The following is a 22,274-nucleotide window of genomic DNA, read 5'->3' as shown; positions in this document are numbered from 1 at the left end:
AAGCCACGGGCCTGGACAGCCTTGCATCTGTGCAAGGCTTCGTCGCAGAGATACTGACCGATGAAACGCGCCGCCGGTAGGCCAACTTCCGCCGGTTTCCGCCGGGTCGTTGGATGTTGCGTTACCCAAGCGATATCATTTGCGCTGGCGCAGTGCGACTCGTGTGAGGGTGCGGGTGCGGCGGCGCTGCTGCTGGTGGACTTCCAACATCGGAGAACTCGTGACCGCAGAACCTGCCCAGATCGTTGTCGATCCTGGCGTCGCAGAGCGAGGCCCGACGGCGCTGCGGATCGCGGTCGGTGGCCAACTCCGCAAACTGCGTGAATATCGTGGCATCACACCGCAAGAGGCGGGTGACCACATCCGTGGTTCGTACGCCAAGATCAGTCGGCTCGAGCTCGGCCGCACCGGTTTCAAAGAACGTGACATCGTGGATCTGCTGGACCTGTACGGAGTGGCGGAGTCCGAGCAGCGGGAGATGTTCGTCGATCTGGCGCGCAAGGCGAACGAGCCGGGCTGGTGGCATCGGTACAACGACCTGTTGCCGCAATGGTTCGAGACCTACGTCGGTCTCGAGGGCGCGGCGCGGGTGATCAGAACCTATGAGGGCCAACTGGTTCCGGGTCTGTTGCAGACCGAGAACTACGCTGCCGCCGTTGTCGGGATGGGGGAGAAGACCGACGAGGCCGCGCGGCGCGTGGCGTTGCGTAGTGACCGGCAACGGATCCTGGATGCCCCCGGCGGTCCGCTCTTGTGGGCGGTGCTCGATGAGGCGGTGCTGCATCGGCCGGTCGGCGGTAGGGCGGTCCAGCGGGAACAGATCGAGCATCTCGTCAATATGTCGGCCAAGCCCAACGTGACGATCCAGGTGCTGTCCTACCGTTCCGGTGGCAGTGCGGCAGCGGGCAGTTCGTTCACCATGCTGCGCTTCGCCGAACTGGATTTGCCGGACATCATCTACTTGGAGCAGCTGACCACCGCGCTGTATCTGGATCGTAAAGAGGATGTTCGGCTCTACCGCGGGGTCATGGACCGCCTCTCGGTTCAGGCGGAGACTCCGGACCGTTCACGCGAGTTGATGATGGACGCCGCTGCGGCGCTGTAAGTCCACGCTGACGGGCTGTTGACCTCATCTCCGGAATCGACCCAGGTACCGTGATCCCATGATCGGGGCGGTTGTGTTCGATGTCGGTGAAACTCTCGTCGACGAGACACGCGAGTACGGGACGTGGGCGGATTGGCTTGGCGTGCCGCGACATACGTTCGTGTCGGTGTTGGGCGCGACGATCGCTCTGGGCCACGACTACCGTGCGGCGTTCCAGGTTTTCCAAATGTTTCGGGCTTCAGGTGGTGTTCGGCCTCCATTCGTAGCCCACGACGGTGAGACCCCCACGGTCCGGGTCGAACGGGATCACGCGAAACGACCCAGCGTTCGGGTTGATCTCACCGTCGTCGCCGAACTCCATTCCACTCCAGATCCCCATCATGCAACGTCCAGGATGAGCGCGAGCGTGTTCGACCTCACCCCGAGTAACCAGGACGGAGGCGCCTGCGCTCTCGGTGCCCTTGGCCTCCAAGTACAGAACAGCACCGCCGCGTCTGGCGAGGGCATCAAATGACTTCGCGGTGTGAGTGTCCACCACACTCCAGCCGAGGCTTTCGTAGTAGTCCATCAACCGCTGCTGTGCAGCTTGTTCGACCTTCTTGCGCCGCGCCGGATCAGGCTGTCGCTGTTGGCCGGGCCCTCGAGCGCTGGTATGTTCCGGGCGCCCGACTTCGGCGAGATGCTCCGCCCACAGAGCATCGAGTGAGGCGACGACCTCCGCTCTGACCAGCACGCCGCTACCCTGCAGGCGCCAATGTTGACTGGGGAGCTTCGTTTGGAGCATTTCGGTCGTCAAAAGTTGTTCAGGGGCGAGGACCGTATCCCATTCGAGCTGAACATAGTTCGCGAATCGTTCGGAGCCATCCCAGTGCAGGTCGGGTTCGATCTCACTGATTATCGTTCCGGCGGCGATGATTCCACGTCCTTCACGACCCTGCCTCAGCAAGTACGCGTGATCTCCCGGGCGGACACCACTATTCCGTGGTCCGGTGGACCACTGCGAATGAACAGTGATCCCGGTCGAGGTCTGTTCTATCGCAGCCGGGTACCCGCCCCAGTCCCAGTTGGCTGGGTTCCACGTCAGCAGCAAGGTGCGCACGGCGTCCGAGGAGACCTCCGACGGAGTGCTGCGGGTCGACAAGTCATCGATTCCGGGAACCTCTAAGTACTGAACCGGGTTCTGACCTTCTCGGGGAACAGGCATTCCGACGAGCGCTTCGTAGATCACAGTACCTGGCTCGAAGGGGCGGCCGATGAAAGCAATCCGCAACCCTCCGGGTCGGCGATCAGGCACCCACTCGTGACCGTCGAGCGAGGCGACCGCTATCACTGCACCCTCGAACGAGAACGTCACGAATCGCTCCAGCTCCAACCGTCTCTCGCTCAACTTCCAGCGTCCACGGTTGTGCTGCCACAACTCGTCTGGACTCGCCGTCGGGTCGTAGCCGTACCATCTGCGATCTAGTGCATCCTGAGCTGTCTCGCGAGCAGTCATCTCACGACGCCGCGTCAGTCGAATGTTGACTACCACCGAATCAGTGTGCGTCACAGACGCGAACGAGCGATGTAGCTTCGCGGATCACGTAGCTCATGTCCGATGGGGCTGCCTGTCGAAGCATTGGTTCGAATTCGCTCGGCGCGAGATCACCTGTGCATGTCTCGGGATCGGGCGATTCTTTCTCCCAGAGGGCATCTCGTCGCGACCGAGATCAGCACTGATCGACAACCCTGCGCACTAGCCCCCGCGCGTATTCCGCATCGATAGCGCTGGGGCGCAAGAGAATTCGGTACATGATGGGGGCGACCAGTTGGTCGAGGACGGGTTCTAGCGCGGGTGGGGATTCGCCGCGGCGGGTGGCTCGGTCGAGGATGGTGGCGATTTGGTCGGCGGCGAACTGGGAGCATTGGCCGGCGTTGGCGCCTTCGGGGTCGGCGAGGAGGGCGTCACGGAGGTAGGCACGGCCGGGTGGGGAGTCCATTTCTTCGATGAATTGTTCGGTCCAGGCGCGCAGGTCGGCTCGGAGGTCGCCGTGGTCTTCGGGTGGGCTGTCGGGGCGGAGGCGTTCGACGGCGACGTCGGAGAGGAGTTCCTGCAGGTCGCCCCAGCGGCGGTAGATGGTGGAGGGGGTGACGCCGGCGCGGGCGGCGATCCGTGGCACGGTGAGGGCGGCCCGGCCCACCTCGGCGTCGAGTTCACGGACGGCGGTGTGGACCGACTGCTGGACCCTGGCGCTGCGCCCGCCGGGTCGAACTATCGATCTGCGGCTCACTGCTCCACCTTAAATGGGCTCGTGCGCGACGTTCACAGCACCGGTAGCGGCTGACGAGCGGTGGTGCGCTCGTAGGCGTGCCCGGCTCGCAGCAGCAACGGCTCACCGAGGGGCCGGGTCATGAGCTGCATGCCGATCGGCAGACCGGCCGGGTCGTGTCCGACTGGGATGGTCATGGCGGGGATTCCGGTGATGTTCGCCGGTGCCGAGAGCCGCACGTAGCCGTCGGCGACGGTCTCGACTGTGCCGTCGGACCAATGGAATTCGTCCTGTCCGGCGCGGGCGGCAGTTGCGGGGACGGTCGGCGCGGCGATCAAGTCGACGTCGTCGAATAGGCGGATGACGGCTTCTCGCAAGAGGGTTCGGGCGCGCTGAGCGCGCAGGTAGTCGGCTGCCGGGAGAAATGTGCCTGCCTCCAACAGGTTCCGGACATCCGGACCATAGCGGTCAGGTGTGCTGCGCAACGAATTTTCGTGCACGGCACTGGCTTCCGGCACCATCAGTCCCCATTGGATCGCTTTGATGTACCGGGTCATCGGGATCTCGATCTCGACGAGCTCGGCACCCAGTTCGGACAGGTGGTCGATAGCGGCCCGTACGGCGGTCTCGATGCCGGGCTCGACGCGGTCGAAGTAGTAGTTCACGGGCACGCCGATGCGCAGACCGCGCAGGTCGATATCGGGGTCGAGTCGATAGTCGGCGGTGTGGGACAGGCTGGCTGGGTCGCGGGGGTCTGGGCCGGCTAGGGCGGTGAGGGCCAGCGCCGCGTCGGCGACGGTGCGGGTGATCGGTCCGACGTGATCCAGTGACCAGGACAGCGCGGTGACGCCGTGTCGGGAGATCAGGCCGTAGGTCGGCTTCAGCCCGACCACGCCGTTGAGGGCGGCGGGCACCCGGATGGAGCCGCCGGTATCGGTGCCGAGGGCGAAGGTCGCCGCGCCCGCGGCGACCGCGACCGCGGAACCGCCGCTCGAGCCGCCCGCTACTCGTTCGGGATTCCAAGCGTTGCGCGTCTGGGGTGTGGTCAGGCCGTACGCGAACTCGTGCGTGTGGGTTTTGCCGAGCAAGGCGGTGCCTGCCGCGGCCAAGCGGGCCGTGACGGCGCTGTCGGTCTCGGCTCGGTGGCCTGCTCGGACGCGCGAACTCGCCGTGGTCGGTAGCCCGGCGACGTCGATCAGGTCTTTCAGCGCGACCGGGATGCCGTGCAATGCCCGACGCGTCCGTCGTTGCGCAATTTCCCGCTCGGCCTGCCGTGCCGCCGCGCGCGCACGGTCGGTTGTCACCGTCACATACGCACCGAGCAAGGGCTCGACGTGCTCGATGCGGTCCAGTATCGAATCCACGAGTTCGACCGGTGAAAGTTGGCCGGCCTGCATCGCGGCGGACGCGTCGGCGAGCGTCAGCTCATACGGTTGCATCGCGGCCACCTGCGTAAAAGACGGTCGCCGGGGCGGTGTCCGTGAAATCCAGTTCTCGCAACAGTCCGACCACGGACAGGATGTGGTCGAGCGTCGCGGATACCTCCGTGCGGCGGTCGACCGGCAACGAAAAGTCCACTCGCGCCGCCCATTCAGCGGTTCCGGGGGCTCTGCTGAGCTCGGCGGTCATCGGTCACCTTCCAGCGGGTCGCAGCTACAAAAGCTAAGGGTTTGCGTTAATGGACGTTAGGGCATACGGTTCGTTAAAGCAAACACTTTGCTTTTGTGGAGGACGGTATGCAGACGACAGGGACAGCCGGCGCGTCGACCGCTTGGCCGGTGGGCGACCTCACGATCCACCGGGTGGACGAACTCGCCCTGGCGGCGGAAACGGGTGCGTGGCTGCTGCCATCGGCCACGCCGGACCTGATCGCCGGGCAGCCCTGGCTGCAACCGGCTTTCGCGGACGACCAAGGCATCCTGCGTTTCGCCAGCCACAGTTTCGCGGTGCTCGTCGACGGACTGCGCGTGCTGATCGACACCGGGATCGGCAACGGAAAGACCCGGGTGAATCCCGCCTGGCACGACCTGAACACCGATTACCTGGCCCGCCTCGCAGACATCGGGTTCGCGCCGGAAGCGGTGGATCTGGTGCTGCTGACCCACCTGCATGCCGATCATGTCGGCTGGAACACCGTCGCGGAACAAGGGAATTGGGTACCCGCCTTCCCCAATGCGCGCTACGTCACGGCGCGTGCCGAACGTGAGTTCTGGGCGAGCTACGACATGGATGAAGCGCGCAGCCAGATGTTCCGTGACTCGGTCCATCCGATCGAGGACGCCGGGCTGCTCGACCTCGTCGACGTCCCGGCGAGTGGTTCCGCGATCACGCCAGGGCTTCGGCTGATCCCGACGCCCGGACACACGCCGGGGCACCTCGCGGTCGAATTGCGGAGCGGCTCAGCTGAAGCCGTCATCACCGGCGATTGCATGCACCACCCCGTCCAGGTGTCCCATCCCGAAATCTCCAGCTGCGTCGATATCGATCCCGGCCAAGCCGAGGCCACCCGTCGCGCCCTGCTCAGCGAGCTGGCCGATACCGAAACCTTGCTCCTCGGAACACATTTCCCGGACCCGACAGCTGGCTACGTGCGATCGCACGAAGGTGGGTACCGATTGTCTCCGATGAACAACTCGCAAGCGATTCGGTACTGAACGACCGGATCATTGAGATCGAAGTGATCACCGAGCTGTAGTTCGGTCACCAGGGCGGCGATGCATCCCAGGCTGCCGATGACCCATGGCGCTCATTGTGCCGCCGGGTCAGGATCGGGCGGTACCGGCGCGGCGCGGGTCGGCACCTGATCGGCTCGCCGATATCGGCCTTGACACACGCGTGGAGAGTGAGGCGGGCGTATCGAATGTGGCGGCATGTGTCACATCAGTGATCCGTCTCAGCGGACGTGTCAGGTCGGCGTCAGGGTGGTGTCAGGTGGGGTGGGGAGGGTGGTTCATGTCAGCGAGGACGGGGACAGGCCCCGAGCTGGAACTACAGATGGAGGAGTACTGCTATGCCTACTTTCACTACGCCGAAGCCGGTTGCGCTCACTGTTGAGGTGCTCAGTGGAGATGTGACGGTGATCGCCTCGGACCGGGTGGATTCGGTGGTCGAGGTTCGGCCTGCGGATGCGACGAAGAAGGGGGACGTGTTGGCGGCCGAGCAGACGAAAGTTGCTTTCGTCGAAGGGGTTTTGACGGTGCGGACGCCGAAGCAGTGGCGGACGTATACGCCGTTCGGTGGGAATCCGTCGATCGTGGTGCGCGTCGAGGTGCCCACTGGTTCGTTGCTGAAAGCCAGTGCGGCAGTGGGGAGGTTGCTGGTGGTCGGGGAACTGCGGCAGGCCGATCTGGAGGTTGCGGCGGGCGATATCACGGTCGAGCGGCCGGGAGATGCGGTGACGGCGAAGGTCGCCAAAGGCGATGTCCGCGTCGGTGATGCGGCGCGGGGTGTGCTGCGGTTGGAGACGTCGATGGGGGAGGTGGAGGTCGGCATCCGGCCGGGTAGTGCGGCGCGGCTGGAGGTGGACGCCAAGTCGGGCACTGTGCAGAACCACCTGGGCGCGGTGCATCGGCCCGCGGCGGACGAGGACACCGTGCAGGTGTATGCGCGGAACACGTTCGGCAACGTGATCATTCGGCACGCCGTCGCCGCCTAGTGTGCGCGGAGTTCTCCTTCGCCGCCTGTGCCCACAGTTGGACGAGTGATCACCAGGTAATGGTGGCGGCATCGGCCGAGTGGGGTCCGCCACCATTACCTGGTGATCAGCTGTCCAGGAGGATTCGGCCGGGTGAGCACGCGCGCCTGCGCCCGCTGCCCGGCAGGTATGCACGCACGTCGCGTCTCGGAACCTCCAGCGCTCACATGGCGAGCGTGGCTGCGACCAGTTCCTCCCAGAGCCGCCAGTGCTCAGCCGGCGAGCGTGGCGGCGACCAGTTCCTCTCGGAACCTTCAGTGCTCAGCCGGTGAGCGTGGCTGCGACCAGTTCCTCGTAGTTCGCTTGCGCCCCTTCGTTTGTCGCCTCGGCGAACCGCGCTGCACCGAGGCGAACACGGACGGTCTCCTCGATTCGCTCCGCGTCGGGCAGGGAGCGATCGGCGAGTCCGCACACGCTGGTGCGGGCGGCGAGTAGCTGCGCGGCCAGCTCATCGTGGTCGAGGCGCAGCGCGAGATCCGCGACACCGACCAGCATTTGGGCGACGAGCGGTGCGTAGCCCGCTGCGGCTGCTGCCCGGAAGGCAGCGGCATGCTCGGTGCGGGCGGTGTCGAGATCGTCTGCGAGGTAACCGCGCAGGTCGTGGATCACCGCGCGGACGTGCCACTGTTCGGCATCGTTGCCCAGTGCGCTTGTCGCGAGATCGATTTGACGGTATGCCTGCTCGCCGTCGCCTTGCCAGCGTGCCAGTTCCGCTTTCGCCAAGGCCAGTTCGGCGACGGCGTTCGGCCAGGCGGCCCGGTCGGCGTACCGCTTCGCTTCGCGAAGGGCCATCGAACTCGCCGCCGAGTCGCCGAGCAGCCAGTACAGCTGGGCTTGGCGCGCGCGGATGCGGACCACGTCTTCGATCGCGCCGACTTCGACGATCACCGCGATCGCCTGCTCGAAAAGCGCACACGCCTCGGTGAATTCGCCGCGCATGGCGAGCCGGCCGGCCAGTTCGGTCAGCGCGAACGAGATTCCCCAACGCTCGCCGAGCGCGCGGAATTCGGTGAGCGACTGTTCGAGCAACGCGTCCGAGCCGTCGTGGCCGAGCACGATTCGCATTTTGCCGAGTTGGAGCCGGGCCAGGGCGCGCACCCAGGGGTCGTCGTCGGCGAGCAACGCCTCGAAGGCGGGCAGGTATTCGTCGGGACCGCGCAGGATGCGTTCCAGGGCGGTGGCGAAGGCCAATGTCGGATGGTCGGATCGGGCGTTGCGGCTGAACTGATACGACTTGCGGATCCATTCCGCCACTTGGCGTTCGTCATTGCGTCCGGAGCTCAGGAAATGCACCACCAGCCCGTACACGGTCGCCCGGGTCGAGTCGTCCACCTCGCCGGGCAGTTCGGCGGCCGCGGTCACCAATTCCAGACCCTCGGCTTTGTGCCCGCCGAGCCACCAGTACCAGCCTGCGGCGGCCGCGAGCCGCATTGCGCCGGGTGTATCGCCTGTGGCGAGCGCGCCACGCATCGCGATGGCGATGTTGTCGTGCTCGGTCTCGAGCGTCGCGAGCCAGTCCAGTTGGTCGGCGCGGCGCAGGCGTGGTTCGGCGGTGGCGGCGAGTTCGGTGAAGTACGTGAGATGCGCGCGCCGCAGCGAATCCGCTTCTCCCGCTTCGGCGAGACGGTCCCCGGCGTATTGCTTGATCGTTTCGAGCATGCGGTAGCGCGGCTCGCTGTCGCTGGCCGCGAGCAGCAGCGACTTCTCGGTCAGCGTGGTCAGTAGTTCGAGCACCTCCCACTGCTCGACCGCCCCGCCGGTGCATACCTGTTCGGCCGCAGCCAAACTCGCGCCGCCGGCGAATACGGCGAGCCTGCGCAGCAGCACCCGTTCGGCGTCGCTGAGCAATTCCCAGCTCCAGTCGACCACCGATCGTAGGGTTCGGTGCTGCGGCAGCGCGGTCCGGCTGCCACCGGTCAGCAGCCGGAACCGATCGTCGAGCCGGTTGGCCAGCTGATCGAGGGACATGGTGCGCAACCGGGCCGCGGCCAATTCGATGGCCAGCGGTATCCCGTCGAGCGCGCGGCAGACGCGGGCCATGGTCGCCGAAGTCTCGGCGTCGTCCGGGAGGTCCTTGCGCACGGCACCGGCCCGGTCCCGCAGCAATTGAACGGCGGGGGAGGCCGCGATTTCGTCGGCGCCGGCATCATCAGCCGGCAGGGCGAGCGGCAGCACCTGCCACAGCGCTTCGCCCGTGATACCGAGCGGTTCGCGGCTCGTCGCGAGAATCCGCAGCTTGCGGCATTCGCCGAGCGCGCGGTGCGCGAACGCCGCCGCGGATTCGATCACATGCTCGCAGTTGTCCAGGATCAGTAGTGTTTCGCGCTCGCGCAGGGCCGCGATGAGCCGATCCATCGGTTCGGCGTCCGGCGGCCCGCCGAGCAGTGCGTCGCGGAGCCCGAGCGCGGCGAGCGCAGACTGGGCCACGTCGGCGCCCCCGCCGAGGGGCGCCAGCTCCACCAGCCAGGCGCCGTCGGGCAGGTCCTCGAGCAATGTTCGCGCGGTCTCCACCGCCAGCCGCGTCTTGCCTGAGCCGCCGGGCCCGGTCAACGTGGTGAGCCGATGATGCGCGATGAGCTCACGCACGACGGCGACATCGGCGTATTTGCCGATGAAGCCGGTCAATTCGGCGCGCAGGTTGGTGCGCCGGTCGTCCTTCTGCGCGCCCACTTCGCCCCGCAGCAGCGCGACGTGCAGGTCCGACAGTTCCGGTGCGGGATCCACACCCAGCGTATCGGCGAGCGCGTCGCGGGCTCGCTGGAAAACGACCAGCGCCTCGCTGCTGCGACCCGCGGTCGCCAGCGCCCGCATCAATGCGCCGACGAGCCTTTCCCGCAACGGGTTTCGCGCCACCACATCGGTCAGCTCGGCCACCAGATCCGGGCCTCGGCCGAGCCGGATCTCTGTCTCGTAGCGGTCCTCCATGGCGGCCAGACGCAGCCCGTCGAGCCTGGTGATCATCGCCTCGAAGGCTTCGCTGTCCTGGATCTCGACGTTCTGCAACAGCGCTCCGCGCCAGAGCTCGAGTGCCTCGCGCAGCAGGGCGGCGCGGTCCGCGTCGGCCCCGCCCCGAGCCTGATCGAGGAGCTGTTCGAAGCGCACGGCGTCGACAGCGTCGGGCTGCACCGTCAGCCGGTATCCACCCGGCTGCCCGTCGAGCGACCCGTCCGGCAGCACTCGCCGCAACCGGGAGACGAGCGCCTGCAGCGAGTTGGCCGCGTCGGCGGGGGGTTGTTCGCCCCAAATCCAGTCGACCAGTGTCGCTTTCGGCACCACGCGACCGGGTTCGAGCGCGAGCGCGACCAGCAACGCCCGCAACCGAGCACCTGGTACCTCGATCAATCCGCCGTCGTCTGATCGGATTTCCAAAGGTCCAAGCATCCCGATCCGCACCGGACCATTCTGCCGTGCACGGTTCCAGCGCGGCCGGTCGGCCTTGGAACGTTTGACCACGGCGGATGCGACCGGCCGACGCCGTGTCAGGCCGGTATCAGGTCGGTGTCAGCGAGCCCGGCGACAGTTCTCCTCGTGAACAGTTCAGCGATTGCAGTTCCCGGGCCGCGAAAGGCATACGGGGACATGATTTTCCCCGCAGTGCAGGTCACCGGCGAGCGGGGTCACTGATGGAACTCAGGGTGGACCGGGAACGCTGCATCGGCGCGGGCATGTGCGTGCTGACCGCCCCGGGAATGTTCGACCAAGCCGAGGAGGACGGACGGGTGCTGGCGCTGCGCCGCTCTCCGACGCCCGACCAGGAGCAGGCCGTCCGCGAGGCGGTCGAGATGTGCCCCTCCGGCGCGATCGCCCTCGTCGCCAACTGAACCAAACGAAAAGGAAACCTGATGAATACGACCGTTCCAATCCCGCACGGCCTCCCCATGGAGCGCAACGCCGGTCCCTTCGACCCGCCCCGGGAGATCACCCAGCTCCGCGCCGCTCGCCCGGTCAGCCCCCTGATCTTCCCGGACGGGCACGAAGGCTGGCTCGTCACCGGTTATGACGCCGTCCGGCAGCTCATGGCAGACACCCGGTTCAGCTCTCGGCAGGACATCGGCATCGTGCACGTCCCGTACGAGACCCCCGGTATGCCCGCCGCGACCGAGCCGTCCCCGCCGATGCCGGGCCTGTTCATCGCGATGGACCCGCCGGAGCACACTCGGTTCCGTCGCAAGCTGATCGGCGCCTTCACCGTCCGGCGGATGAAGATGCTCGAGGAACACATCATCGAGATCACCGAGCGGCAGTTGGACGAGATGGCGCGGCTCACGCCGCCGGTCGACCTGGTCAAGGCGTTCGCGCTGCCGGTGCCTTCGCTGGTGATCTGCGAACTGCTCGGCGTGCCCTACGAGGATCGAGAGACGTTCCAGGTCAATTCCGCCAAGTTCCTGGTCAAGGACCAGACGCTCGACGAGAAGATGGCCGCGTTCGGCGCGATGCTGGGCTACCTGACCGGACTGGTCACGCAAAAGCGGGCCGCCCCCGGTGAAGACATCCTGTCTGATCTGGCCAGGCAGGAGGACCTGACCATCGAGGAACTGACGGGTATCGCGTTCCTGCTGCTGCTCGCCGGGCACGAGACCACCGCGAACATGCTGGCCCTCGGCACTTTCGCGCTCCTGGAACATCCCGAGCAACTGGCCGAACTGCGCGCGAACCTCGATCTGGTGCCCGACGCCGTCGAGGAACTCATGCGCTACCTGTCCGTCGCCGACATCTTCTATCGCTACGCGACCGAGGACATCGAACTCGGCGGTGAAACCATCCGCGCGGGATCGACGGTGGTCGTCTCGCTGCTGGCCGCCAACCGCGACCCGCTGCGCTTCGAGCGGCCCGACGACCTCGACCTGCACCGCACCGCCCGCGGCCATCTGTCCTTCGGCCACGGCGTCCATCAGTGCCTCGGCCAGCAGCTGGCCCGCATCGAGATGCGCGCCGGTTTCGAGCGACTCCTCCGCCGCTTCCCCACCCTCGAACTGGCCGTCCCCGCCGACGAGGTGAATCTGCGCACCGACATGAACATCTACGGCGTCCACGAACTCCCGGTCACTTGGACGGTGTAGTCACCTCGCCGGTCAGGTAGCGCTGCAAGGTGGGGGCGATGGCGGTGATCAGGTCTTCGGCGGGGGCGGAGGCCATGGGTTCGATGCCGACTATCTTGCGGGCCATCAGGAGACCGATCATCTGGGAACCTACCAATGCGACCCGTAGGCGTCCGTCGTCGTCCGGCGTGGCAATCCGCAGGCGGACCCGTTCCAGAACGACCTCGAGGATGAAGGAACGGGCCAGCGAGGTGTCGCCGCCCGCGATGATGCTGCGCACCATCGCGACGACACCGGCGCCGGCCGGCGAATCCCAGACGGCGAGCACCGCGCGCAGGATGGTTTCGCCGAGTCGATCGATCGGGGCCGCGTCGACGGCGCCCAACGTGTGTTCGGGATTCACCGGCAGTCGCACGACGGCGCCGAACAGTTCCTGTTTGGTGCCGAAGTAGTGGTGCACCAAGGCCGGATCGACGCCCGCGTCCGACGCGACGGCCCGGATCGAGGTCTTGTCGAAACCCGCCTCCGCGAACCGGGCGCGGGCCGCGTCCAGGATCGCCTCGCGCGCGCCGGACTGTCCTGGCCGGCGTCCGGAACGCGCGGGGCGACCTCTGGAACCGCTCACTGAGTGCGCCGCCGAAGCGTCGCGGCGCCGAGGCACAACGCGACCACCGAGAATCCGGCGACCACCGCGAGATCACGCCACATCGTGCCGGTCGCGTTCGGATGTGTCGAAACCTCTTGCAGCGCATCGACCGCATAGCTCATCGGCAACACGTTACTGATCGCCTCCAGCCAGCCGGGCAGCTCCCCGCGCGGAACGAGCAAGCCGCACAGGAAGATCTGCGGCGCGACCACCACCGGCATGAACTGCACCGCTTGAAATTCGGTGCGCGCGAACGCACTTGCCAGCAGGCCGAGCGCGACACCGCACACGGCGTCGACCACCGCGATCAGCACCACCCAGCCGGGGTTGCCCGCGGAGTCGAGCCCGAGCAGCCCGAACGACACCAGGCAGGCCACCCCGGCCTGGGCCGCCGCGGCCAACGAGAACGCGGTGCCGTAGCCGCCGAGCAGGTCGAGCTTGGCCAGCGGCGTGGTGAGCAACCGCTCCAACGTGCCCGAGGTGCGTTCGCGCTGCATGGCGATGGCCGTGATCAGGAACATCACGATGAACGGCAGGATGCCGAGCATGCTGATGCCGACCCGGTCGAACAGCGACACCGGATTGAACGGGCTGGGCGGGGTGTCCTTGTAGATGAAATAGAGCAGCGTCATCAGCAACGCGGGCACCACCACGATCATGGCCACGGTGCGATGGTCGTTGCGTAGCTGACGCAGGATGCGGGTGGTGGTCGCGAGATAGGGGCGGAGGGTGGGAGTCCGGCGCGCGGACTCGGTGCTGCGGGTCATGATGTGGCCTCGGGTCGAAGGGGCAGTGCCGGCGCGGGAATGGTCGGTGCTCATGCCGCCCGCCCCATCGTGATCAGTGCGAGGAAGGCGCGTTCGAGGTTCTGTTCGCCGGTTTCGGCGCGTAATTCGTCCGGGCTCAGCTGGGCGAGCAGCCGCCCTTCGCGCATGAGCAGCAGCCGGTCGCAGTGTTCGGCCTCGTCCATCACATGGCTGGACACGATCAGCGTGGTGCCGGCCGCGGCCAGCTCCTTGAACTGCTTCCACAGATCGACGCGCAGCACCGGATCCAGGCCGACGGTCGGCTCGTCGAGCACGAGCAATTCCGGCTGGGCGACCAGCGCGCAGGCCAGTGACGCGCGGGTCTTCTGCCCGCCGGAGAGTTCGTCGCCACGCTGCTTGGCGTGTTCGCCGAGGCCGACCGCCTGGATCGCCGCGTCGACGGCCGCCCGCTCGCGCCCGTACAGCGCTGCGAAGTAGGCGACGTTCTCGTGGACGCTGATATCGGAGTAGATGCTGGGCGCCTGCGTGACGTAGCCGATGCGATGCCGTAGTGCCGCCGATCCGGCGGCCAAGCCCAGCGCCGAGATCTCGCCGGATTCGACGATCTGGGTACCGACGATGCTGCGCATCAACGTGGTCTTCCCGCACCCCGACGGCCCGAGCAGCCCCGTGATCGAGCCGCGCGGAATGGTCAGTGAGACCTCGTGCAGGACTTGGCGTCCGCCGCGCCGCACGCAGAGGTTCCGGACATCCACGGCCGCGGAGGAGAGGGTTTGCGACATGGCCGCCTCAATTCATCAAGCGTTGAATTCACTGTGTGATGAATTTAGCGCGACGTGTCTGTCCAGGCAAGACCCCGGTACTGCTGCTCCGGCGTGTTGCGCTCGCGTGAGGGGTGGACGGCTGATCACCAGGTAACGGGTGGTGGCATCGGTCGGCAGCCCACCACCGTTGTGATCAGCTGTCCAGGGCGAATCGGCGCGTCAGTGGCCGTGGTGCGGGGGCGGGGGCGCGGCGGAACCGCCCGGATCGACCACCGCGAATTGGCCCATCATGCCGCGGTCTTCGTGCCAGAGCAGGTGGCAGTGATACATGTACGGCGTCGTCGGATCGGCCGGGCCGTCGAACCGCAGGGCCAGTTGCACGGTGGTGTTCGGTGGCAGGAAGACGGTGTCTTTCGGACCGGTGAGGTGCGCGGGCGGTGGTCCGTCGTTCCTGCGGAGCACCCGGAACTGCACGTCGTGGATGTGGAAGTTGTGCGGCATGCCGTCGTTGTTGCGCACGGTCCAGGTTTCGGCGGTCCCGCGGGTGACGGTGAAGTCGATGCGGTCCATCGCCATCGGTTTCCCGTTGATACCGGACAGATTCAACTCGAAGCGACGTTCGACGGCCGAATCGGAACCGTCCGGAGTCGACGGTTGCGTCAGTGTCGCGGGCAGTTCGGGCGAGGGGCGCAAGGTGTCGGCGGCGCGGAGTTCCAGGACGTCGAAGGTGTCGTCGCCGCCCGCGAAGCGCTGGGTCCAGAAGTCGAGCCCGGCGTCGAGTTCGTTGCTGCGCAAGATGGTTCGTTCGCCCGCGCGCATCCGCACGACGATCTCGGCTCGCTCACCCGGCGAGAGCGGCAAGCGGTCCAGCAGGAGCGGCCGTTCGAGCAGCCCGCCATCGGTCGCGACGAGGGCGAAGGCGCGCTCGTCGGCGAAGCCGAAGGTGTAGGTGCGGGCGGTCGACGCGTTGAGCAGCCGGAGCCGGATCAGCTCGTCGCCGACGGTGCGATAGGGCGCCAGGGTGCCGTTCACCATGGTCTGATCGCCGAGGAAGCCGACATCGCGGAAGATCGCATGGGACGAATCCAGTTCGTTCCCACGGAACTTCACGTCCTGGACGATGACCGGCAGATCGTCGACGCCGTAATTCTTTGGTAGTGGCAGTGTTTCGGAGATCTCATCGTCGAGCAGGAACAGGCCTGCCAGTCCGCGCCGCACATGGTCCTCGGTCGCGCCGTGCGGATGCGGGTGGTACCAGAGCGTCGCGGCGGGCTGCTCGACCCGCCACTGCGGTTGCCAGATGGCCCCGGCTTGCACCATCTGATGGGGCCCACCGTCCATGGCCGCCGGGAGGTGCATGCCGTGCCAGTGCACGGTCGACGCTTCGGGCAGGTGATTGCGCACGTTCACCGCGACGTGCTCGCCGCGCCGAGCCCGCAGCGTCGGCCCCAGGTAGGTGCCGTTGAATCCCCATGTCTCGGTAGCGTGACCGGGTCGGAATTCGGTTCGCCCCGAACGCATGTCGAGCTGGAACTCGCGGGTGCCGTCCGCGCGCACGTGGCCCGTCGCAAGGGGTGGAACAGCGAGTTCGTTGCGGAATTCCGTGCGGCCCACCGTGGATACGGTGGCGTGCGCGAACACCCACGTGACCGCGCCGCCGACGGTGAGTGCGAACAGCACGACCAGGGTGCCGAGAATCAAAACGAACCGGCGCCACCTGCGCGGCCGGGAAACCGAAGACATTGTCCGACGGTAGGAATCGACGGGGCCGCCGCACATCCGGGAGCGTCCCCGAGACGGCCCTGATTCCAGGTGCCGTTTTCTCGGGGGTGCACCGCCCGAAGGTGCGGCTACAGCATGTGGCGCAGGTCACAGTGCTGGGGTGTCACGTAACCGCGGGCCCGTTTGTCCCATGGTCATCAGCAAGCACCCGAGCATCGGAGAACCCCATGGACACCGCACACCGCATCGTCATCCTCGGCGGCGGCTACACCGGAATGGTGGCGGCCGCGCGACTGGCTCGGCGCACCCGCAAGCAGGACGTGCGGATCACGCTCGTGAACCCGTCGGCGCGCTTCACCGAGCGGCTTCGGATGCATCAGATCGCCGCGGGCCAGGAGCTGGCCGACCATCGCATCGCCGACATCCTGGCCGGCACCGGCGTCGAATTCGTCCAGGGCTGGGCCACTTCCCTCGACCCGGCTTCGGGTCACGTCCTGGTCGACGGCACCCGGACGCTGCCCTACGACGAACTGATCTACGCGCTGGGCAGCAGCACCGACACCGATATCGTGCCCGGTGCGGCCGACCACGCGTGGACGCTCAACGATCCCCGGGCGGCGCACCGCTTCGCCGAACGTTTGAATGTGGTTGCGGCGCAGGGCGGTACCGTCGCGGTCTGCGGTGGCGGTCTGACCGGCATCGAGGCGGCGGCCGAAATCGCCGAGAACCACCCGGAATTGCGGGTCACGCTGATCAGCAACGGTGAGCCCGGCGCCATGATGAGTGAAAAGGCGCGTGCCTATCTGAACCGCGCGTTCGATCGCCTCGGCGTTGTCCGCGAAATCGGCCGGGCGGTCACCAAGGTACTGCCGGGCGCGGTCGAATTGGCCGGTGGCACTGTGGTTTCCGCTGATCTCACGCTGTGGACCACCGGTGTGCGGGTCGCGCCGCTGGCCACCGCGGCGGGCATCGCGACCGACGAGCGCGGGTTGATCGTGGTCGACGAGACCCTGCGCTCGGTCTCGCATCCGAACATCCACGCGGTGGGTGACGCGGCCGCGATCCGGATGCCCTGGGGCCAGATCCACGGCACCTGCCAGAGCGGCGTACCGACGGCGGCGTACACCGCCGACGCCATCGCGCGCGAGCTGCGCGGGAAAGCGCCGAAGCCGTTCCGGTTCGGCTACTTCCATCAGCCGGTCAGCCTGGGCCGCCGGGACGCGATCATCCAGTTCACCAAGTCGGACGACACACCGGGCCGGTTCTACCTGACCGGCCGGGCCGCGGTGGTCTACAAGGAATCGGTCAGCGCCAGCCCGGTCCCGATCGTCCGGTTCAGCCGCCGGATGAACGTTCCGGTCAAGTTGCGGCCCGGCCGTCGCGCCGACGCACCGGCCGCGTGACGCAGGTTCCAGCTGTGTCGGGTGCGTTTGGGAGCATGACCGCATGATCGACGTAATGCCTGAGCAGGACCCTTTTCTGGCACACCGGCGGTTGCTGTTCGCCACCGCGTACCGGATGCTGGGCACCGTCACCGATGCGGAAGACGTCTTGCAGGACACCTGGCTCAAATGGCACGAGACCGATCAGGCGACGGTGCGAAACCCGAAGGCCTACCTGGTGCGCACCGTCACCAATCTGTCGCTCAACCGGCTTACCTCCGCCCGTGCCACCCGCGAGAACTACGTGGGCCCCTGGCTGCCCGAACCACTGCTCACCGCACCGAATGTCGCCGAGGAGACCGAATTGGCCGACACCGTCTCCACCGCGATGCTCGTGATCCTGGAAACCCTCACGCCGGTGGAACGTGCCGTGTTCGTGCTCCGGGAGGTGTTCGGTTACACGCACGCCGAAATCGCGGACACCCTGGACCGTCCCGAGGCGACCATCCGCCAGATCGCGCATCGCGCCCGCGGGCACGTGCAATCGCGGCGGCCGCGCGTCGACACCGACAAAGCCGAACGTGACCACATCACTGCGCAGTTCATGGCCGCCTGTTCCGGTGGCGACCTCAACGCGCTGATGGATCTGCTCGCGCCGGACGTGACCCTGTGGTCCGACGGCGGCGGCATCGTGACGGCGGCGCGGCGTCCGTTGCACGGCCCGGATCACGTGGCCCGCTGGATTCTCGGTGTACTGGCGAAACCGGTGTCTGCCGGCATCGAGCTGGCATCCGCCTACGTCAACGGTGAGCTCGGCGCGCTGGCCTGCCTGGACGGCAATCCGGGTGGTGCGTTCACCTACGACATCGTCGACGGCCGCATCCAGAACCTGCGTTTCCAGGTGAACCCGACCAAATTGAAAGGCCTCTACCTGGACCCCGACTCACTGGGATGACGGGGTGCGGGCGGCCGACGTTCTAGGCTCCTGCCGTGACCAACCAGAGCACAGAGCTGTCCGCGGACGGGGGACAGGTGCGGGCTTCGACCCTGGAGCTGTTCTTCGATCTCGTCTTCGTCTTCACCATCACGCAGTTGACGCACGTCTTCACCCATCACCCCGGCTGGCCGGCGCTGGGCCAGGTAGCCCTGGTCTTCGGCTTGATCTGGTGGATGTACAGCGGATACGTCTGGCTCACCAACGAGGTGGCGCCGAACAGTTCGGCGCGGCGCACCTGGCTGCTGATCGGCATGTTCTCGTTCTTCGTGCTCTCGCTGGCCATCCCGGACGCGTTCCACGGCACCGGGATCGCCTTCGGCGTCGGCTACGTTCTGGTGACAGCCGTGCACACCGCGCTGTTCGCGTCCGGGGGCGGAGCGTCGGCCGCACTCGCCATCAAACACATCGGACCGTTCAATGCGGTCGCCGCCGCCCTGGTGCTGGCGGGCGGCTTCGTCCACGGCTGGGCGCAGTACCTGTGCTGGGGTCTCGCGTTCGCCGTGCAGATCGTCAGTCCCTACCTGATCGATACCGGTGACTTCGTGGTCCGCGCGACGCACTTCTGCGAGCGGCACGGGCTCGTCATCATCGTGGCGATCGGCGAGTCCATCGTGGCGATCGGCGCCGGACTGGCCGGGGAAAAGATCACGCCGCAACTGATCGTCACGGTCTCGCTCGCGCTGTGTCTCGCCTACGTCCTGTGGTGGGCGTTCTTCGGCTTCGACGACGAACGCGGCGAACACGCGCTGGCCGCGGTGCCCGAACGGGAACGTTCCCGTCCGGCACTCGTCGCTTACGGCTACGCGCTGTATCCACTGCTCATCGGCGTGATCCTCACCGCGGCCGGTATCCAGATGAGCATCGGGCACGGGAACGAATCCGTCGGCGTGGCCACCGCGGCCGCACTGTCCGGTGGCGTCGCGCTGTATTTCCTCGCCCAGTTCTGCTTCCGGTCGGCGTTGCGGCTGCCCCGGCCGTGGATGCGCCTGATCGCCGCGGCGGCGGTCACCGCGACCATCCCGATCGGCGTGGTGTGGGTGGCCTGGGCGCAACTGGCGGCGCTGGTCGCCGTCGGCTATCTGGCGGTTATCGCGGACGACCTGATCACCCTGCGCTCGGGGCAGCACAGCTCGTACGTGTAGATCACACGACCGATACCGCGGCGCATGTGACGCGCGATATGTTGTGGCGACCCAGCGAGTTTGCTGGATATTTCGCCGAATATCGCTCTGTTGCAAGGAATTTCGCTATGCCTTCGAAACCGCTGCTAGGTTTGTTCGCTGCCGTCGTCGGTCTTGCCGCCCTGATCTCCGCACCCGCCTCGGCTACGCCGCTGCTGTCCGCGGCATGCCCGTCGGGTCAGTACGAGAACGTGGACAACCGCTGCGTGCCGCGGCCACAGCAGGCGGCAACCCCGCCGGACGGCGCGACCGCGCGGTGCAAGGACGGCACCTACAGCTTCAGCCAGCACCGCAGCGGCACCTGCTCGGGGCACAAGGGTGTCGACGAGTGGCTGGTGAACCTGCCCAAGTAGGCGTCTTGGACAATGGTGGGTGTGTGTGCCGATGAGCTAGCCGTCGAACCGCCCACCGCCGCCCGTCGTCTGTTGGGCTCGACTCTGTGGTCCGGCCCGGTCGGTGTGCGGATCGTCGAGGTCGAAGCGTACGGCGGTGATCCGGCCGGCCCGTGGCACGATCCCGCATCGCATTCCGGGCGCGGGCGCACCAAACGCAACGCGGTGATGTTCGGCCCGGCGGGGGTGCTGTACGTCTACCTCAGCTACGGCATGCACATGTGCATCAACGTGACCAGCGGGCCGGACGGCACCGCCAGCGCGGCGCTGATCCGGTCGGGCGAGGTGATCGCGGGTTTCGACGAGGCCCGCGCGCGCCGTCCGGCCGCGCGCACCGATGCCGACTTGGCGAGGGGGCCGGGCAATCTCGGTAGTGCGCTGGGAATCACGCTGAGCGACTACGGAACTCCGCTGTTCGAGCCGTCCTCGCCGATCCGGCTCGAGCTCGCCGACGCGGTGCCTGCGAAGGACATCGCGAGTGGCCCGCGCGTCGGTGTCAGCGTGGCGGCGGACCTGCCGTGGCGGTTCTGGCTGCCAGGGTCTGCCGCGGTGTCCGCGTATCGGCGCAGTCCGCGCGCGCCGCGCGCCGCAGCGTCCTGATTGCCGGACGCCTTTCAGCGCCCCTGTCGACACCCGGAAATTCGCTCGACCTGCGGGTGACGATGCCGAGACACTGAGGCCCACTCGAGGCACGACAACCCGTGCGGAAAGATGGGCAAGCGTGAGCGGCGACATCATCGACGAACTGACCTGGCGCGGACTGATCGCGCAATCCACCGACCTGGACGCGCTGCGCGCTTCCCTGGACGCTGGCCGGTTGACCGTCTATGCCGGCTTCGATCCCACCGGGCCCAGTCTGCACGCCGGGCACCTCGTCCCGTTGCTGGCGCTGAAGCGCTTCCAGCGGGCGGGCAATCGCCCGATCGTGCTGGCCGGCGGCGCCACCGGCCTCATCGGTGACCCGCGCGATGTCGGCGAGCGCACCATGAACTCCAACGACACCGTGCGGGACTGGTCCGATCGGATCCGTTCGCAACTGGAACGGTTCGTCGACCTGGACGATTCGCCGACCGGCGCGGTGGTCGTCAACAACATGGACTGGACCGGGCAGCTGTCCGCGGTCGACTTCCTGCGGGATGTCGGCAAACACTTCTCGGTGAACGTCATGCTGGCGCGCGACACCATCAAGCGGCGCCTCGACGGTGAGGGCATCTCCTACACCGAGTTCAGCTACATGCTCCTGCAGGCCAACGACTACCTGCAGCTGCGCCGCAACTACGACTGCACGTTGCAGGTCGGCGGCTCCGACCAGTGGGGCAACATCATCGCGGGCGTCGAACTGAACCGGCGGGTGGACGGCGCCTCGGTGCACGCGCTCACCGTTCCGCTGGTCACCTCGGCCGACGGCAAGAAGTTCGGCAAGTCGACCGGTGGCGGCAGCCTGTGGCTGGACCCGGAGATGACCAGCCCGTACGCCTGGTACCAGTACTTCGTGAACACGGCCGACGCCGATGTCATCCGGAACCTGCGCTGGTTTACCTTCCTCTCTCGGGAGGAACTTGCCGAACTGGAGCAGGCCACGGCGGAACGTCCACACGCGCGGGAGGCGCAGCGCAGGCTGGCCGCCGAGATGACCACGCTGGTGCACGGCGAGGCGAACACCCGAGCTGTGCAACTGGCCAGCCAGGCGCTGTTCGGCCGCGGCGAACTCCGGGACTTGGACGAGCCGACCCTCGGTGCGGCGCTGCGCGAAGCCGCCGTCGCCGAATTGCAGGCGGGGGAGCCGAGCACGATCGTGGACCTGCTCGTCGCCACCGGGCTGAGCGAAAGCCGGGGCGCGGCCCGGCGCGCGGTGAACGAAGGTGGCGCGTCGGTGAACAACGAGCGGATCTCGGACCTCGAATGGACCCCCGCGGACAGCGACTACCTGCACGGACGCTGGCTGGTGCTGCGCCGCGGCAAGAAGAACCTCGCCGGCGTTCTGCGGGCAGGCGCATGAAGATCGTCGTGGCTTGAGTCACATCCGTGTGATTCAAGCCGTCCGGCGGCCCGATCGCGACGCTCTGACCTGCGGAAACGCGAGCGTGAGCAGCGGATTTGACGTAGCGTTATCCGCCGCGTAACTTATTCCAGGTCAGAGCGACACGGACACCGACCCGGAGCCGAGAAGCCAGCGGAAACGCTGAGCGGAAGGACCGGGAAACGAGGTAGTACGGGGAGCGCCTGGCCAACCAAGTAAGATGTCTAGGGTGATCACGCGGACTTGACTCTGCGGGAGAAGCCACTTAGGCTGGAACAGTTGCCTCACGGACGATCCGGTTAACGCCGGGGACGAA

General features: G+C 67.0%; 20 protein-coding genes. 11 read left to right on the top strand and 9 right to left on the bottom strand.

Annotated elements, in window-relative coordinates; genetic code table 11:
• Positions 1-220 precede the first annotated feature (220 nt).
• Positions 221-1,105 carry a Sco1979 family transcriptional regulator gene (locus tag TY25_RS01595; RefSeq protein WP_042253529.1) on the top strand — a complete coding sequence of 295 codons (885 nt, stop codon included), beginning with the start codon at positions 221-223 and terminating at the stop codon, positions 1,103-1,105.
• Between the two features lie 238 nt (positions 1,106-1,343).
• On the opposite strand, the gene TY25_RS42335 is transcribed toward TY25_RS01595, so the two are convergent.
• From TY25_RS42335 to TY25_RS01575, 4 genes are all read right to left on the bottom strand, one after another.
• Positions 1,344-2,459 carry a hypothetical protein gene (locus tag TY25_RS42335; RefSeq protein WP_156055024.1) on the bottom strand — a complete coding sequence of 372 codons (1,116 nt, stop codon included), beginning with the start codon at positions 2,457-2,459 and terminating at the stop codon, positions 1,344-1,346.
• 355 nt (positions 2,460-2,814) lie between these two features.
• The gene (locus TY25_RS01585) at positions 2,815-3,375 is read right to left on the bottom strand and encodes a TetR/AcrR family transcriptional regulator (RefSeq protein ID WP_042253526.1); all 561 of its coding nucleotides are present in this window, start codon (positions 3,373-3,375) and stop codon (positions 2,815-2,817) included.
• Between the two features lie 32 nt (positions 3,376-3,407).
• Positions 3,408-4,793 (bottom strand): Asp-tRNA(Asn)/Glu-tRNA(Gln) amidotransferase GatCAB subunit A, encoded by a 1,386-nt coding sequence (locus TY25_RS01580; protein WP_042253543.1) that lies wholly within the window; start codon positions 4,791-4,793, stop codon positions 3,408-3,410.
• Positions 4,780-4,983 carry a hypothetical protein gene (locus TY25_RS01575; RefSeq protein ID WP_042253523.1) on the bottom strand — a complete coding sequence of 68 codons (204 nt, stop codon included), beginning with the start codon at positions 4,981-4,983 and terminating at the stop codon, positions 4,780-4,782. The genes TY25_RS01580 and TY25_RS01575 overlap by 14 nt, the downstream gene beginning before the upstream one ends.
• A 107-nt stretch (positions 4,984-5,090) precedes the next feature.
• Between TY25_RS01575 and TY25_RS01570 the strand changes: the two genes are divergently transcribed.
• On the top strand, positions 5,091-6,008 hold the full coding sequence (locus tag TY25_RS01570) for an MBL fold metallo-hydrolase (RefSeq protein ID WP_042253542.1): 918 nt from the start codon (positions 5,091-5,093) through the stop codon (positions 6,006-6,008).
• A gap of 356 nt (positions 6,009-6,364) precedes the next feature.
• On the top strand, positions 6,365-7,009 hold the full coding sequence (locus TY25_RS01565) for a DUF4097 family beta strand repeat-containing protein (protein WP_042253521.1): 645 nt from the start codon (positions 6,365-6,367) through the stop codon (positions 7,007-7,009).
• Between the two features lie 300 nt (positions 7,010-7,309).
• Here TY25_RS01565 and TY25_RS01560 read toward each other — a convergent pair whose 3' ends face one another.
• Positions 7,310-10,417: an AfsR/SARP family transcriptional regulator gene (locus TY25_RS01560; RefSeq protein ID WP_226887464.1), complete on the bottom strand. Its 3,108-nt coding sequence runs from the start codon at positions 10,415-10,417 to the stop codon at positions 7,310-7,312.
• Between the two features lie 254 nt (positions 10,418-10,671).
• On the opposite strand from TY25_RS01560, the gene TY25_RS01555 reads away from it, so the two are divergent.
• Together TY25_RS01555 and TY25_RS01550 are read left to right on the top strand one after the other, a co-directional pair.
• Positions 10,672-10,869: a ferredoxin gene (locus TY25_RS01555; RefSeq protein ID WP_042253519.1), complete on the top strand. Its 198-nt coding sequence runs from the start codon at positions 10,672-10,674 to the stop codon at positions 10,867-10,869.
• Positions 10,870-10,890: 21 nt separating this feature from the next.
• Positions 10,891-12,108: a cytochrome P450 gene (locus tag TY25_RS01550; RefSeq protein ID WP_042253517.1), complete on the top strand. Its 1,218-nt coding sequence runs from the start codon at positions 10,891-10,893 to the stop codon at positions 12,106-12,108.
• Here the strand turns inward: TY25_RS01550 and TY25_RS01545 are convergent.
• The 4 genes from TY25_RS01545 to TY25_RS01530 form a co-directional block, all read right to left on the bottom strand.
• Positions 12,092-12,712 carry a TetR/AcrR family transcriptional regulator gene (locus TY25_RS01545; RefSeq protein ID WP_042253515.1) on the bottom strand — a complete coding sequence of 207 codons (621 nt, stop codon included), beginning with the start codon at positions 12,710-12,712 and terminating at the stop codon, positions 12,092-12,094. The genes TY25_RS01550 and TY25_RS01545 overlap by 17 nt on opposite strands.
• Positions 12,709-13,500 (bottom strand): ABC transporter permease, encoded by a 792-nt coding sequence (locus tag TY25_RS01540; protein WP_042253514.1) that lies wholly within the window; start codon positions 13,498-13,500, stop codon positions 12,709-12,711. The genes TY25_RS01545 and TY25_RS01540 overlap by 4 nt, the downstream gene beginning before the upstream one ends.
• A gap of 50 nt (positions 13,501-13,550) precedes the next feature.
• On the bottom strand, positions 13,551-14,282 hold the full coding sequence (locus tag TY25_RS01535; protein ID WP_042253512.1) for an ABC transporter ATP-binding protein: 732 nt from the start codon (positions 14,280-14,282) through the stop codon (positions 13,551-13,553).
• Between the two features lie 201 nt (positions 14,283-14,483).
• Positions 14,484-16,007, bottom strand: a complete 1,524-nt coding sequence (locus TY25_RS01530; RefSeq protein WP_172595774.1) for a multicopper oxidase family protein — start codon at positions 16,005-16,007, stop codon at positions 14,484-14,486.
• A 206-nt stretch (positions 16,008-16,213) separates the two neighbouring features.
• Between TY25_RS01530 and TY25_RS01525 the strand changes: the two genes are divergently transcribed.
• The 6 genes from TY25_RS01525 (at position 16,214) to tyrS (ending at position 21,937) form a co-directional block, all read left to right on the top strand.
• A complete protein-coding gene (locus TY25_RS01525) occupies positions 16,214-17,389 on the top strand; it encodes an NAD(P)/FAD-dependent oxidoreductase (RefSeq protein ID WP_042253511.1) in 1,176 nt (391 codons plus the stop codon).
• Positions 17,390-17,444: 55 nt separating this feature from the next.
• A complete protein-coding gene (locus TY25_RS01520) occupies positions 17,445-18,323 on the top strand; it encodes an RNA polymerase sigma-70 factor (RefSeq protein ID WP_226887462.1) in 879 nt (292 codons plus the stop codon).
• A gap of 35 nt (positions 18,324-18,358) precedes the next feature.
• A complete protein-coding gene (locus tag TY25_RS01515) occupies positions 18,359-19,507 on the top strand; it encodes a low temperature requirement protein A (protein ID WP_042253508.1) in 1,149 nt (382 codons plus the stop codon).
• A gap of 107 nt (positions 19,508-19,614) precedes the next feature.
• The gene (locus TY25_RS01510; RefSeq protein ID WP_042253506.1) at positions 19,615-19,899 is read left to right on the top strand and encodes a DUF3761 domain-containing protein; all 285 of its coding nucleotides are present in this window, start codon (positions 19,615-19,617) and stop codon (positions 19,897-19,899) included.
• Positions 19,900-19,911: 12 nt separating this feature from the next.
• Positions 19,912-20,538 carry a DNA-3-methyladenine glycosylase gene (locus TY25_RS01505; RefSeq protein WP_042253505.1) on the top strand — a complete coding sequence of 209 codons (627 nt, stop codon included), beginning with the start codon at positions 19,912-19,914 and terminating at the stop codon, positions 20,536-20,538.
• Positions 20,539-20,659: 121 nt separating this feature from the next.
• The gene (gene tyrS, locus TY25_RS01500) at positions 20,660-21,937 is read left to right on the top strand and encodes a tyrosine--tRNA ligase (RefSeq protein WP_042253504.1); all 1,278 of its coding nucleotides are present in this window, start codon (positions 20,660-20,662) and stop codon (positions 21,935-21,937) included.
• Positions 21,938-22,274 lie beyond the last annotated feature (337 nt).

The sequence above is a fragment of the Nocardia brasiliensis NBRC 14402 genome (assembly GCF_000308475.2).
Lineage (GTDB): Bacteria > Actinomycetota > Actinomycetes > Mycobacteriales > Mycobacteriaceae > Nocardia > Nocardia brasiliensis.
This window is presented reverse-complemented; position numbering and strand designations above follow the sequence as displayed.

What these genes read in the sequence shown, in the direction of transcription:
- TY25_RS01555 (WP_042253519.1), top strand. Translation starts at nt 10,672, where the DNA reads ATGGAACTCAGGGTGGACCGGGAACGCTGCATCGGCGCGGGCATGTGC.
- TY25_RS01520 (WP_226887462.1), top strand. Translation starts at nt 17,445, where the DNA reads ATGCCTGAGCAGGACCCTTTTCTGGCACACCGGCGGTTGCTGTTCGCC.
- TY25_RS01580 (WP_042253543.1), bottom strand. Translation starts at nt 4,793, where the DNA reads ATGCAACCGTATGAGCTGACGCTCGCCGACGCGTCCGCCGCGATGCAG.
- TY25_RS01530 (WP_172595774.1), bottom strand. Translation starts at nt 16,007, where the DNA reads ATGTCTTCGGTTTCCCGGCCGCGCAGGTGGCGCCGGTTCGTTTTGATT.
- TY25_RS01565 (WP_042253521.1), top strand. Translation starts at nt 6,365, where the DNA reads ATGCCTACTTTCACTACGCCGAAGCCGGTTGCGCTCACTGTTGAGGTG.
- TY25_RS01535 (WP_042253512.1), bottom strand. Translation starts at nt 14,282, where the DNA reads ATGTCGCAAACCCTCTCCTCCGCGGCCGTGGATGTCCGGAACCTCTGC.
- TY25_RS01570 (WP_042253542.1), top strand. Translation starts at nt 5,091, where the DNA reads ATGCAGACGACAGGGACAGCCGGCGCGTCGACCGCTTGGCCGGTGGGC.
- TY25_RS01525 (WP_042253511.1), top strand. Translation starts at nt 16,214, where the DNA reads ATGGACACCGCACACCGCATCGTCATCCTCGGCGGCGGCTACACCGGA.
- TY25_RS01540 (WP_042253514.1), bottom strand. Translation starts at nt 13,500, where the DNA reads ATGACCCGCAGCACCGAGTCCGCGCGCCGGACTCCCACCCTCCGCCCC.
- TY25_RS01550 (WP_042253517.1), top strand. Translation starts at nt 10,891, where the DNA reads ATGAATACGACCGTTCCAATCCCGCACGGCCTCCCCATGGAGCGCAAC.
- TY25_RS01510 (WP_042253506.1), top strand. Translation starts at nt 19,615, where the DNA reads ATGCCTTCGAAACCGCTGCTAGGTTTGTTCGCTGCCGTCGTCGGTCTT.
- TY25_RS01505 (WP_042253505.1), top strand. Translation starts at nt 19,912, where the DNA reads ATGGTGGGTGTGTGTGCCGATGAGCTAGCCGTCGAACCGCCCACCGCC.
- TY25_RS01575 (WP_042253523.1), bottom strand. Translation starts at nt 4,983, where the DNA reads ATGACCGCCGAGCTCAGCAGAGCCCCCGGAACCGCTGAATGGGCGGCG.